The sequence below is a fragment of the Paraburkholderia sp. XV genome, assembly GCF_020177535.1.
Classification (GTDB): Bacteria; Pseudomonadota; Gammaproteobacteria; order Burkholderiales; family Burkholderiaceae; genus Paraburkholderia; species Paraburkholderia caribensis.
In genome coordinates, this window is the sequence record NZ_JAGUUD010000011.1 from 19,859 (window position 1) to 32,808 (window position 12,950).

Genomic DNA, 12,950 nt, shown 5'->3' on the forward strand with positions numbered 1-12,950 from the left:
GCAATCCCTGCAACACGATCCCTAGAGCGCCGTCGCCGACGGCGAGAGTCAGGAGAACGACATGAAGAACGCTCGCGCGTTGGTGATGTTGGTCGTCGCGACGGCGGCCGGTCTTGCGGCCGTGGTGTTCGCGTCGCGCTGGATGATCCAGCAATCGTCGACGACCACAACCAAGGTGGTGATCGCATCGGCCGACATGAGTCTCGGCCAGCGCGTGTCCCCCGACATGCTGAAGGTATCCGACTGGCCAGCCGGCAGCGTGCCGGCAGGCACCTTCAACGACGTCAAAAAGCTCGAAGGCCGCGTGCTGAAGACGAGCCTCGCGCGCGGCGAGCCCGTGCTCGAGGCGAAGCTCTCGCCCGTCGGCACGGTCGGCGGGCTGTCGGCCGTCATCAACGAGGGCAAGCGCGCGATCACCGTGCGGGTGAACGACGTGATCGGCGTCGCGGGCTTCGCGCTGCCGGGCAATTACGTCGACATTCTCGTCAACACCGAGAAGGACAACAAGGACGGCACGGCGACGGGACGCGACCAGAACATCTCGAAGATCGTGCTCGAAAAGATCCTCGTGCTGGCCGTCGCGCAGGAAGCGGGCCGCGACGAAACCAAACCCAAAGTGGTCGATGCCGTGACGCTCGAAGTCACGCCCGAGCAGGCCGAGAAGATCGACCTCGCGCGCAGCATCGGCTCGCTGTCGCTGGTGCTGCGCAACCAGGTCGATCCGCAGGACGCGACCACGGCGGGCGCGACCAAGGCTTCGCTGCTGAAGATTCCCGTCGCCGTGCCGCCCGCGCCCGCCGCGCCCGCGCCGAAGCCGGTGGTGCGCAAGATCGTTGCGCGGGCGCCGTCGAACTGCGTGAGCGTGATCGACGGATCGCAGGCCAGACAGGAATGCTTTTGAGCGGCACGTAATCGAGAACCGCGCGGGCATAGACCCAGGCGCGAACCGCAAGCCGTGACGAGACCGGACCACGGCGCCAATACGGGGGAAGGACATGAATGCCACAGAGAACCAGCGCGCGCATGCAAGGCGTGAGCGCGACACGACGCAAGCCGCTACGTCCGCGCGCCGCTCACGCCTCGCGCAGGCCAGCGCCTGCGGCCTGATCGGCGCCGCGTTGTGGGCGCTGCCTGCCGCGCAGGCCGCGAGCCAGGAGGCCGGCCTGCCGGGCCAGGCACCGTTGCCGATGAGCATGGCGTCGAACGGCGGCGCCGTGCATCTGACGATCGGCATGAGCGGCGCCGCGCCAGCCGGTGCAGCTGGCATGACGCAAGGCGCGCGGGGCCCGAACTGCACGGGCACGATCGCCGATCACCAGAGCGTGACGATTCCCGTCGGCAAGTCGTTGATGGTCAACATCCGCGAGTCGGTGAAAACGCGCACGGTCGGCAATCCGTCGATCGTGCAGGCCATGCTCGTGTCGCCGCAAACGCTCTATCTGCTCGGCACCGACGTTGGCACCACCAACATGATCGTGCAGGGCAGAAGCGGCACCTGCACGATCATCGACGTCGCCGTCGGCGCCGATCCGGGCGGCCTGCAGCAGACGCTCGCCGTGTTGATGCCCGAAGAGACGGGCGTGCAGGTCAAGGCCGCCGCCGACACGCTCGTGCTGACAGGCACCGTCTCCGATTCGGTGAAGGCCGAGCGCATCGTCGACCTGGCGCGCGCCTACGTGTCGCGCCAGACTTCGCCCGTGCCCGTCGCCGCGCCCGCCAACGCGGCAGGCGCCCAGGGCGGCGCGATGATTCCCGCCGTGATGAAGACGGCGGGCGCCTCGGGCAACGGCAACAACGAACGCATCGTCAACATGATGCACGTGGCCGCGCCGCAGCAGGTCATGCTCGAAGTGAAGGTCGCCGAAGTGTCGAAGACGCTGATCGACCAGCTCGGCATGGCCGCCAACATCCAGGGCGGCACGGGCAGCTGGAGCTTCGGCCTGCTGGCCGATTTCCTGTCGGGCGGCATGGCCGCGCTGATCGGCTCGAAGGCGAACAACAAGCCGCTGAACTTCGCGTTCGACGCACAGAAAACCGACCAGCTCGTCAAGGTGCTCGCCGAGCCAAACCTGATGGCGATCAGCGGCCAGGAAGCGAGCTTTCTCGCGGGCGGCAAGGTGTTCATCCCGGTGCCGCAAAGCAACGGCGCGGCGGGCTCGACGATCATCCTGCAGGAAGAAACGTTCGGCGTCGGTTTGACCTTCACGCCGACCGTGCTCGATAACGGCCGCATCAATCTGAAGGTCTCGCCGGAAGTGTCGGAACTGTCGCCGACGGGCGTCGCCGTGACGGCGGGCACCGTCAGCACGACGGCCGTGCTGCCCCTCATCACCACCCGCCGCGCGTCGACCACGCTGCAGGTGTACGACGGCCAGAGCTTCGCGATCGGCGGCCTGATGAAGAGCAATGTGACGGGCACGCTCAAGGGCCTGCCCGGCCTCGGCGAAGTGCCCGTGCTCGGCGCGCTGTTCCGCAGCACGAACTTCCAGGAGGACAAGACGGAACTCGTGTTCGTCGTGACGCCGCGTCTTGCGAAACCGCTGCCGCAGAACTATCCGCTGCCCACCGATCACTTCGGCAAGGTCACGGAAGCGGGCGTGTTCTTCACGGGCAACATGGAAGGCAAGAAGCCGCAGCCTGCCGCCGAGCCGGCGACGCCGTCGACGGGTGCCGCGATCCCGTCGCCCATCCCCGTCAAGGGTGGCGCGATTGCGGCGGCTGGCGGCACGGCGGCACCCGTGGTCCTGACGCCCATCATCACCTCGCAAGGCACGACGGCGCCGTCGCCCGTGCCGGCGCCCGAGCGCACCCAGCCCGCGTCGGACGCGATCCGCGCGCCTGCCACGCCGCGCTCGACGGGCAGCGGCAGCGCGGGCGACGGATCGGGGCCCGTCACGCGCACCGAACCGGCGGACGGCACCGTGCATGCGGCCGCCGTGCAGACGGCGAGCGTGAGCGTGCAGCCTCTGTCGACGCAACCCGCGACGCAACCCGCGCCGTCCGGCACCCAGCAAGCACGCGAAAGCAACGACGAGCGCCGCACGCAGTGAGCGCGACTTGCCTCTGACGAACACCGGGAGACCGACATGAAAACCATCCAGACATTGATCCGCGCGTCGCTGTGCGCAGCGGCCAGCTTGACGCTCGCCGGCTGCCTGACCTCGACGCCGCACTGGGACGAGACGTTCGGCAGTTCCGTCTCGCAGCTGAAGGAAATGCAGACGCTGAATCCGAACGCGGGCATGAACACCGACCCCGTGGCGGGCGTCGACGGCCCGACAGCCCATGCAATCCAGAAGAATTACGCGAAGTCGTTCACGACGCCGCCGCCGCCCATCAACGTGTTCGCGGTCGGCTTGCCCGGCTCGAACTGACCGGGTGCGCCGCACGCGCGGCGCGAGCGCCACCGTGATCGCAATTCGCAATTCGCAATTCGCAATTCGCAATTCGCAACCGCAACAGAAACGACGCACGACACCCACGCCCCGCACGCGGAGACTGAACATGATCGACATCCTCCTCATCTCATCGGGCCCAGACCGCTCGCGCCAGATCGAGCAACTGCTGGAAGGATGCGGCGTCGCGCATCGCGTGCGGGCCGTGCACGGCTCGGTGCGGCATCTGCGCGCGCACGCGGCGTCCATCAAGTCGGCGGATCTGCTGATCGTCGACGATGTCGGTCTTGAACCGCAAGACATGGCGTCGATCGAAGAAGCCGTCTCGCACGTGCCGCAACTGAGCTGCATGCTGGTCACGCCCGCGCCATCGACCGCGCTGCTGATGGCCGCGATGCGCGCAGGCGTGCGTCACGTGCTGCCGTGGCCGCTCGACGCGCAGGCGTTCGCCGCCGAGCTTTCGCACGTGTGGGGCAAGAAGACGGCGGGCGCGCGCCGCGAAGGGCGCGTCGTGGCGCTGACGTCGTGCAAGGGCGGCACGGGCACGAGCTTCATCGCAATGAACCTCGCGCATGCGCTCGCGACGCAGCGTGGCAAGCGCGTGCTGCTCGTCGATGCGAACCAGCAGTTCGCCGACGCGAGCCTGCTGATGTCGGACCTGACGCCCGCCGCGACGCTCGCCGATCTGTGCGCGCAGATCGACCGGCTCGACAACGCATTTTTCGACGCCTGCGTGATGCACGTGAACGACAACCTCGACGTGCTGGCGGGCGCGGGCGACCCGATCCGCGCCGGCGAGCTGCGCCCCGCGCAGCTCGAACGCGTGCTGACGCTCGCGCGCGCGCAGTACGACGCGGTGATCGTCGATCTCGGTCTCGGCATCAATCCGCTCGCGATCCACGTGCTCGACCAGAGCGACCGCATCTGCATGCTGGTGCGCCAGAGCGTGCTGTATCTGCGCACGGGCCGCCGCATGCTCGATATCTTTCACGAGCTCGGCTACGCGACAGGCAAGGTCAGCGTGCTGGTGAACCAGTACGACAAGCACGCGCCCGTCAACCTGCAGGCGTTCGAGCAGAGCTTCGGCGTGGGCGTCGCGCATCGCTTCGCGCGCGACGACAAACATGCAGGCGCGGCGCTCGATCAGGGGCTGCCCATCATGAGCATCGCGAAGGGCAGCGCGCTCGCGCAGGACATCGTCGCGTTCGCGCACACCTTGTGGCCCGCGCCGCAGAAAGAGAAGAAGGGCGGCCTCGCGCGCCTCTTCGCGCCGAAGCCGCGCGACGTGCCGCAACTGAAGACGAATCATTGACGCCGGGTAATTGACGAGAAGCGGCACACACCAGGACCGGGGAGCGACACCATGTCATTGCGCGATCAACTGAAACTGCAGAGCGGATCGATGCCGTTCGACGCGGCGGCTGCCGCCACGGCCGGCAACAGCGCCGAAAGCATCGCCGCGCGCCGCGCGTATCAGCAACTGAAGATGAACGTGCACGAGAAGATCATCGACCGTGTCGAACTCGACAAGCTGCAACGCCTCACGCCCGAGCAGATCAAACGCGAGCTCGCGCAACTGGTCGAGCGGATCGTCGACGAAGACAAGATTCCGATGAACGAACTCGAGCGTCGCCGGCTCGCCCTGGACGTGCACGACGAAATGTTCGGCCTCGGCCCGCTCGAACCGCTGCTCGCCGACCCGAGCGTGTCGGACATCCTCGTCAACACGCCGCGCCACGTGTACGTGGAGCGGCACGGCAAGCTCGAACACACCGACATCACGTTCTTCGACGATGCCCACCTGATGAAGATCATCGAGCGCATCGTGTCGCGCGTCGGCCGGCGTATCGACGAATCGACGCCGATGGTCGACGCGCGCCTGCCCGACGGCTCGCGCGTCAACGCGATCATTCCGCCCTCCGCGATCGACGGGCCGCTCGTGTCGATCCGGCGCTTCGCTGTGAATCCGCTGAAAGTGGACGACATGGTGAAGAACCAGAGCTTCACGCCCGCCATGGCGCAACTGCTCGAAGCGCTCATCAAGGCCAAGCTCAACGTGCTGATTTCGGGCGGCACGGGCAGCGGCAAGACGACCATGCTGAACCTGCTGTCGGGCTTCATTCCGAACGACGAGCGCATCGTCACGATCGAGGACGCCGCCGAACTGCAACTGCGCCAGGAGCACGTGCTGCGGCTGGAAACGCGCCCGCCCAATATCGAAGGCAAGGGCGAGATCTCGCAGCGTTCGCTGGTGCGCAACGCGCTGCGGATGCGTCCCGACCGCATTGTGCTAGGCGAAGTGCGCGGCGCCGAAGCGCTCGACATGCTGCACGCGATGAACACGGGCCACGAAGGATCGATGGCGACGCTGCACGCGAACACGCCGCGCGACGCGCTCACGCGCCTCGAAAACATGGTCGGCATGGCGGGCCTGACGATGCCGATCAAGGCGATGCGTCAGCAGATCGCATCGGCGATCACGGTGGTCGTGCAGGCATCGCGCCTGACGGATGGGCGCCGCAAGCTGATGAGCATCTCGGAGATCACCGGGATGGAAGGCGAAATCATCAACATGCAGGAAATCTTCACCTTCAAACGCACGGGCGTGGCAGAAGACGGCACGGTCAAGGGCTACTTCTGCGCGACGGGCGTGCGGCCCAAGTTCGCCGACCGCCTCGCTGCGTTCGGTCTTGCGTTGCCGGATCAGATGTTCGATCCGACGCGGCGTTTCGAAGTCTGACGCCCGGGAGGCGGAGATGGATACGACACTGCTCGCTTTTGCCGTTCTCGGCTTCGTCGCGATCGTGCTGCTGATCGAGAGCGCGTACCTGTACTGGAACAGCCGCCACGGCCCGGTCGTCAAGCGCACCGACGCGCGCATTCGTGCGATGTCGGCGGGCGGTCACATCGGCGGCGAACAGATGTCGATTCTCAAGCAGCGCCTGCTGAGCGAATCGCCGGCCCTCACGCGCATGCTGATGCGCGTGCCGCGCGTGCATCGGCTCGATCTGTATCTGCAACAGTCGGGGTTGACGTGGTCGGTGGGGCGCTTCGTCGGCTACACGGCCGCGTTCGGGTTCGCGGCGCTCGTGTTCGGCGTGGGCGCGATGCATCTGCCGCTTGCGGTTTCGCTGGTGGTGGCGGGCGCGGCCGCGCTGCTGCCGTTCGTGTATCTGCGCGGCAAGCGCGCGAAGCGCATCGTGCAACTCGAACGGCAGTTGCCCGATGCCGCCGATCTGATCGCCCGCGCGCTGCGCGCCGGCCATTCGTTTCCCGCCGCGCTCGGCATGGTGGGCGACGAGTTGCCCAATCCGCTGGGCGGCGAGTTTCGCATCGCCTTCGATGAAATCAACTACGGCGTGTCGATGAACGATGCGCTGATGAATCTGGTCAGCCGCGTGCCCGTCGAAGACGTGCGCTACTTCGTGATCGCCGTGTTGATCCAGCGCGAGGCGGGCGGCAATCTCGCCGAGATTCTCGGCAACATCGCTGGCATCATCCGCGAACGGCTCAAGCTGCTCGGCAAGGTACGCGTGCTGTCGGCGGAAGGGCGGCTGTCGGCGTGGATTCTGGGGCTGCTGCCGTTCGTCGTGATCGCCGCGCTGTCGGTGTTGAACCCCGACTACTGCAAGGTGTTCTGGGAAGACCCGACGGGCCAAAAGATCGCGGGCCTCGGGCTGGGGATGATGTTCTTCGGCATTCTGTGGCTGCGCAAGACGGTGCGCATCCGCGTGTAGCAGCCGGGCAGCGACTCGAACAGATAAGCAACGCAATAACACGGGGAAATCATGGAAACCGAACAGCTTGCCCTGCTGGCCGCGATGTTCGCGATCGTGTTCGGCGCGGCGTGGAAGGCCATGTCGCTGCTGCGTCCCGATCCGCTGAAACGCCGTATCGACGGGATTGCGGCGTCGTCGGCGGCAGGCACGATGGGGGCCGCGGCGGCCACGCCGGACATGGAAGGCGCCGACAGCCCGGCATGGATGGAGACGGTCACGAAGGTCTCGCAACACGTCGCGAAGCTGTCGCTGCCGAAGGACGACTGGGACAAGTCCGCATTGCGGCGGCGCTTCGCCACTGCCGGCATGCGCGGCGAAGCCGCGCCCGCGATCTACTTCGCCGCGAAGACGCTGCTCGCGCTCGTGCTGCCCGCGCTCGCGCTGCTCGGCATCACGCTGTTCGCCGGGCCCGACGCGCGGCAGTTCCTGCTGCTGGCCACGCTCTCGATGGCGGCGCTCGGCTTCTATCTGCCGAACGTGGTGCTGAGCCGTCTCGTCGAGATGCGCCAGCGCAGCCTCTTCGAAGACCTGCCCGATGCGCTCGATCTGATGACCGTCTGCGTCGAAGCGGGCCTCGGGCTGGACGCGGCGATGCAGCGCGTCGCCGAGGAAATCGGCGTGAAGAGCCACGCGCTGAAGGAAGAACTGGAACTGGTGCTGCTGGAACTGCGCGCGGGTGCGGGACGCGACAAGGCGCTGCGCAACCTCGCGCTGCGCACGGGCGTCGAGGATATCGACACCCTCACGTCGATGCTGATTCAGGCGGACCGCTTCGGCACGAGCGTCGGCGATTCGCTGCGCGTGTTCGTCGACACGCTGCGCACCAAACGCCGGCTGCGCGCCGAAGAACAGGCGGCGAAGATCGCGCTCAAGCTGCTCTTTCCGCTGATGTTCTGCATCTTCCCGACGCTGATCATGGTGCTGATCGGGCCCGCTGCGATGCAGGTCGCGCGGCAACTGCTGCCGACGATGGGCGGCATGCACTGAGCCCATGGCGGGAGAGACACGATGACAACCACGCGTCCTCATCTGCGCGCGCCACGCGCGAGCCGTTCCCAGCCACGCCGCCGCAGGCAACGCGGCGTCGCCACGCTCGAATTCGCGTTTATCGCGCCCGTGCTGTTCTTTCTGCTTTGCATGGTGATGGATCTCGGCGTCGCGCTGTGGGTGAACCTGACCATGCAATACGCGGTGCGCGAAGGCGCACGTTACGCGGTGACGGGGCAGACAGGGCTCGACCCGAACCAGAAGAGCCCGCAGCGGTATCTCGCCGTGATTCAGGAGATCAAGGACCAGTCGATGGGGCTGTATCCCCTCGTCAATCCGAGCTACGCGATCACGATCAACAGCGGCAAGGCGCAGAGCTATGCGAGCGATGCGAGCTACACGTCGAGCATGTTCGGCAATCCCGGCGACATCGTCGTGCTGCAAATCAACTGCGCGTGGCCGATGATCACGCCGATGATCCGCTCGTTCTTTCCCGGCGGCTTCTTCAATTTCAGCGTCGCCGCGACCATGCGCAACGAGGGCTTCTGACATGAAGACGAGACCACGGCTCGAGGCGCGCCGTTACGCGCGAGGCAACGCCAGAGGCATCGTCAGCGTCGAGTTCGCATTGCTGCTGCCGCTGCTGCTCGGCATCGCGCTGCCGCTCTACGACATCGCGCGCAACGTTCAGGCTCAGATGATCCTGATCAACGTGAGCCGAGAAGGCGCGAACCTGTCGTCGCGCGCGGCGGCCACGTATCCGATGCAGACCATCATGGCGTCGCTCGCGGCGACGACGCCGCCGCTCAACATGAGCGCGAACGGCATGATCTACATCACGCAGATCATGGGCTCGCAAGGCTGCGACGCAAAGGGCAACGGCTGCACGGGAACGGTCGTCGCGCAATGGAAATGGACGGGCGGCAGCGACGCCGGCGCCGCCAGCAAGATCTGGAACTGCTCGACAGCGGGCACGTCGTGGGCCACGGACGGCAGCGGCGCGTGCAACGGCCTCGGCGGCAAGACGCCCGCGCAGGCGGTCGATCTGCTCAAGGGCAAGCTCTCCGACGGACAGATCGCGTATGCCGTCGAAAGCTTCTATGTGCAGCAGCCGCTGATCGGCGCGATCAACCTGGGCGGCGGCATCACGACGCCCGCGCTGTCGCCGAACCTGTATTCGATGAGCGTGTTCTGAAGGTCGGGCAGTTCGAAGCACCGGGGGAAGCAATGAAAACATTCAAAAGAAACACGCGCTCGCTCGGGCGCCAGCAAGGCTCGGTGAGCATACTCGTCGCGGTGTCGCTGATCGCGCTGCTGGGCATCGCGGGACTCGCGATCGACTCGGGCCTCGGCTACATGGTCAAGGCGCGGCTGGATTCGGCGGTGGACGGCGCGCTGGTCGCGGCGGGTCAGGCCGTCACGCGCGGCTCGACCCAGGACGAGCAGATCACCAACGCGACCACGGCCGCGAATGCGTTCTTTGCCGCGAACTATCCGCAGGGCTTTCTCGGCTCGACGGCCACGCTCAGCGCGCCGTCGGTGACGATCAACAAGGGCACGGTGACCATCGACCTCGCCGCGCAGGCGAGCGTGCCGCTCACGCTGATGCAGATTCAGGGTTTCAAGCTGCTCAATGTGGCGACCACAGGCCAGGCGATCCGGCGCGATCTGGATATGTCGTTCGTAGTCGACGTGACGGGCTCGATGAGCGATACGAAGACGCAGGCGGCCGTGCGCTCGGGGTCGACCGCGTTTCTCAACAACTTCAATACCTCGACCGACCGCGTTTCGCTGATGCACTTCGCGGCGGGCACGGTCGTCGACGTGCCTTTCAAGAGCGATCAGAGCCGGGGCTTCGACCGCGCGACGATGACGAACAAGATCTCGAACTACAGCTTCGGCGGTAACACGGCGTCCGTGGATGCGATCTGGAACGCGAAGTACCAGCTCGATCACGTCATCACGCAGCCGTCCAGCCTGCGCGTGATCGTGTTCTTCTCGGACGGCGCGCCGAACAGCTTCGCAGCTTCGTTCGCGGCGGCAAACACGACGTGCGCAGCGGGCAAATACACGATCATGACGGGCGACACCCCGCCGTCCACGACGGGCAAGGATACGAACAACTGGAACGGCAACCCCGGCGCATTCGACAGCATGACGGCGCAAAACCAGCAAAGCAGCTGCTACGACAAGTATGCGGACAACGTGAAGAGCCTGCCCGCCACCTACGACGTGCACGCTGCATCCGACGCTTCGGCCACTCTGCCCATTACGCCGGCGTCGCCCGTCGCAGGCGCGCTGACGCGGCCCGTCAACGGCCAGATGCCCACGGTCGGCACGGTGAACAATGGCAAGCCGAGCCCCGCGCAGGTCAGCGCCATGACGACGAAGTTCACCAACGTGAACAACGCGGCGCGCAACCTGATGGAAATGATGGCGGCGAAAGCGCGCGCAGAAGGCATCTTTGTGTTCGCGCTCGGCTACGGCCCGTCGCTGTTGACGAGGACGGGTGCGGGCAGCGGCGAGCTCGGCCAGGACATTCTCAAGTGCATCGCCAACGTGGCGGATGGCCCGAGCCGTTGCTACGACGCGAAGCAGCCCGTCGGCGTGTACTGCTACGCGGCGACCACCGACGACATCAAGCCGTGCTACGCGCAACTGGCTTCGGCCATCCTGCGCATCGCGAAGTAGCGGCGGGAGCGGGACATGTGGCGTTGCCGTGACAGGCGCGCCTTGAAGTGCGCGCGAAATAAAGGTGCGCTATCGTGTGACTGCCTGCGGCGCGGCCGCAGGTCTCCCGATGAACGCTTCGTTTCCCGACGGAGAAGCACGATGGTCAAGAAAACCGCGGCGCACGCGGCCGCGCAGCCCTCTGCGCAGGCATCGCGCGCCGCCGCACGGGTGCGCAACAGCGAGGCAACGCGCGGCACGTCGGCGCATCACGGCATCGACGCCCAGGTCGTGCTCGTGCTGCAAGGCGGCGGCGCGCTGGGCGCCTATCAGGCGGGCGTGTTCGAAGCGCTGCACGATGCCGGGATCGAGCCCGACTGGGTGATCGGCACGTCCATCGGCGCGATCAACGGCGCGATCATCGCGGGCAACCGCCCCGAAGACCGGATGAGCCGTCTGCGCACGTTCTGGGAGCGCGTCACGTGGACGGGGCCTCAGGCGCCCAGCTGGCTTTCGGCCTGCGCGCCCGCCTGCGCGGCGCTCGGTCTGCCCGCGTATCTCGCCACCGCCTGGGCCGCATGGATTCCCGGCTACGAGCAGTGGCTGCGCAACCTGTCGATCATGTCGCAAGGCTTGCCCGCCTTCTTCACGCCGCGCACCGACGCATGGCTCGCGCTGGATGCGCCCGTCGGCATCGAGCGGGCGGCGTTCTACCACACGGAGCCGTTGCGCGAGACGCTCGCGTCGCTGATCGATTTCGACTACCTGAACCGCAAGGAGACGCGGCTGACGGTCGGCACGGTCAGCGTGGGCAGCGGCCATATGCGCTATTTCACCAATCGCGACGCACCGCTCGACGTCGGGCATGTAATGGCGTCGGCGGCGTTTCCGCCGGGCTTTCCTTCCGTGCGCATCGACGGCGAGGCGTACTGGGACGGCGGCATCTATTCGAACACGCCGCTCGAAGCCGTGCTCGACGACCGGCCGCGGCACAGCTCCGTGATCTTCACCGTGCAACTGTGGCCCGCGCATGGCGACGAGCCTGCGTCGATCCAGCAGGCGATGAACCGCCAGCGCGACATCCAGTATTCGAGCCGCGCCGAAAGCCATCTCGAACGGCAGCGGCAGATTCACCGGCTGCGGCATGTGATCCGCGAACTCGGCAAGCATCTGCCCGACGACCAGCGCGACGCGGCTGCCGTTAAGGAACTGCTGGACTGGGGTTGCGGCACCACCATGCAGGTGATCGAGCTCGATGCGCCGAACTTCGGGCGCGACGATATGCACAAGGACATCGACTTTTCGAAGGACGGCATCCGGCGGCGCTGGGAAGCGGGCCATGCCGACGCGCAACGGATGATCGAGCGCGCGCCGTGGCGCGAGGAGCCGGACCCGCTGGAAGGCATCGCGATACATCGTTCGGACCCGGAGGCGGCGTAAGACGGCGACACATCTGAACGATTGCGCAATCGCGTGAGCGTGTTGTACCTTGGGTGAATGGCACTGACGCCCGGAACGACGCGCCGCAATGCGGCGCTGTCGAAGCGGCAGGCTCAGGAAAACACGGGCTGATATCGGCTGATATGGCCTGGCAAAAACGAAAACGGCGAGCACAAGACCGAGATGACCCATCCCAATGCGGCATTGATCGAGCGTTTCTACGAAGCATTCCAGCGGCGCGATGTCGATGCGATGGCAGCGTGCTACGCGCCCGATGTCACGTTCAGCGACCCGGTGTTCGTCGGTCTGCACGGCGGCGAAGTGATCGACATGTGGCGCATGCTGGTGTCGCGCGCACAGGAGTTCACGCTCGCCTTCAGCCATGTCGCCGCCGACGGCGACAGCGGCAGCGCACATTGGGTCGCGAGTTATGTGTTCAGCCAGACAGGCAGAACGGTGGTCAACCCGATCGACGCGCGCTTCGTGTTTCGCGACGGACTGATCGTCGAACATCACGACCGTTTCGACTTGTGGCGCTGGGCGAGTCAGGCGTTGGGCGCGAAGGGGGCGCTGCTCGGCTGGACGCCGTTCGTGCAGAACGCGATCCGCGCGCAGGCGAGGCGCGGGCTGGCCGCGTTCCGCGCGAAAGCGGCATGAACGGAGCATGAGCGCGCGCTGA

At 66.5% G+C, this 12,950-nt stretch carries 12 protein-coding genes; all 12 read left to right on the forward strand.

Features of this window, described 5'->3' with window-relative positions:
• Nucleotides 1-61 precede the first annotated feature (61 nt).
• The 12 genes from cpaB to KFO72_RS08695 all read left to right on the forward strand — a co-directional run bounded on the left by cpaB (nt 62) and on the right by KFO72_RS08695 (nt 12,928).
• The gene (cpaB, locus tag KFO72_RS08640) at nt 62-901 is read left to right on the forward strand and encodes a Flp pilus assembly protein CpaB (RefSeq protein ID WP_054934938.1); all 840 of its coding nucleotides are present in this window, start codon (nt 62-64) and stop codon (nt 899-901) included.
• Nucleotides 902-995: 94 nt separating this feature from the next.
• The gene (locus tag KFO72_RS08645; RefSeq protein ID WP_225031889.1) at nt 996-3,050 is read left to right on the forward strand and encodes a type II and III secretion system protein family protein; all 2,055 of its coding nucleotides are present in this window, start codon (nt 996-998) and stop codon (nt 3,048-3,050) included.
• A gap of 36 nt (nt 3,051-3,086) precedes the next feature.
• On the forward strand, nt 3,087-3,374 hold the full coding sequence (locus KFO72_RS08650) for a hypothetical protein (protein ID WP_054934936.1): 288 nt from the start codon (nt 3,087-3,089) through the stop codon (nt 3,372-3,374).
• Between the two features lie 130 nt (nt 3,375-3,504).
• Nucleotides 3,505-4,707: an AAA family ATPase gene (locus KFO72_RS08655; protein WP_060606495.1), complete on the forward strand. Its 1,203-nt coding sequence runs from the start codon at nt 3,505-3,507 to the stop codon at nt 4,705-4,707.
• A 51-nt stretch (nt 4,708-4,758) separates the two neighbouring features.
• Nucleotides 4,759-6,135 carry a CpaF family protein gene (locus KFO72_RS08660; RefSeq protein ID WP_054934934.1) on the forward strand — a complete coding sequence of 459 codons (1,377 nt, stop codon included), beginning with the start codon at nt 4,759-4,761 and terminating at the stop codon, nt 6,133-6,135.
• A gap of 16 nt (nt 6,136-6,151) precedes the next feature.
• Nucleotides 6,152-7,132 carry a type II secretion system F family protein gene (locus KFO72_RS08665; protein ID WP_054934933.1) on the forward strand — a complete coding sequence of 327 codons (981 nt, stop codon included), beginning with the start codon at nt 6,152-6,154 and terminating at the stop codon, nt 7,130-7,132.
• A gap of 51 nt (nt 7,133-7,183) precedes the next feature.
• On the forward strand, nt 7,184-8,161 hold the full coding sequence (locus KFO72_RS08670) for a type II secretion system F family protein (RefSeq protein ID WP_054934932.1): 978 nt from the start codon (nt 7,184-7,186) through the stop codon (nt 8,159-8,161).
• A 21-nt stretch (nt 8,162-8,182) separates the two neighbouring features.
• Nucleotides 8,183-8,710, forward strand: a complete 528-nt coding sequence (locus KFO72_RS08675; protein WP_054934931.1) for a TadE family protein — start codon at nt 8,183-8,185, stop codon at nt 8,708-8,710.
• A 1-nt stretch (nt 8,711) separates the two neighbouring features.
• Nucleotides 8,712-9,356 (forward strand): TadE/TadG family type IV pilus assembly protein, encoded by a 645-nt coding sequence (locus tag KFO72_RS08680; RefSeq protein WP_225031890.1) that lies wholly within the window; start codon nt 8,712-8,714, stop codon nt 9,354-9,356.
• A gap of 32 nt (nt 9,357-9,388) precedes the next feature.
• The gene (locus tag KFO72_RS08685; protein WP_225031891.1) at nt 9,389-10,852 is read left to right on the forward strand and encodes a vWA domain-containing protein; all 1,464 of its coding nucleotides are present in this window, start codon (nt 9,389-9,391) and stop codon (nt 10,850-10,852) included.
• 141 nt (nt 10,853-10,993) lie between these two features.
• The gene (locus KFO72_RS08690) at nt 10,994-12,271 is read left to right on the forward strand and encodes a patatin-like phospholipase family protein (RefSeq protein ID WP_062916622.1); all 1,278 of its coding nucleotides are present in this window, start codon (nt 10,994-10,996) and stop codon (nt 12,269-12,271) included.
• Nucleotides 12,272-12,454: 183 nt separating this feature from the next.
• On the forward strand, nt 12,455-12,928 hold the full coding sequence (locus KFO72_RS08695; RefSeq protein ID WP_054934927.1) for a nuclear transport factor 2 family protein: 474 nt from the start codon (nt 12,455-12,457) through the stop codon (nt 12,926-12,928).
• Nucleotides 12,929-12,950 lie beyond the last annotated feature (22 nt).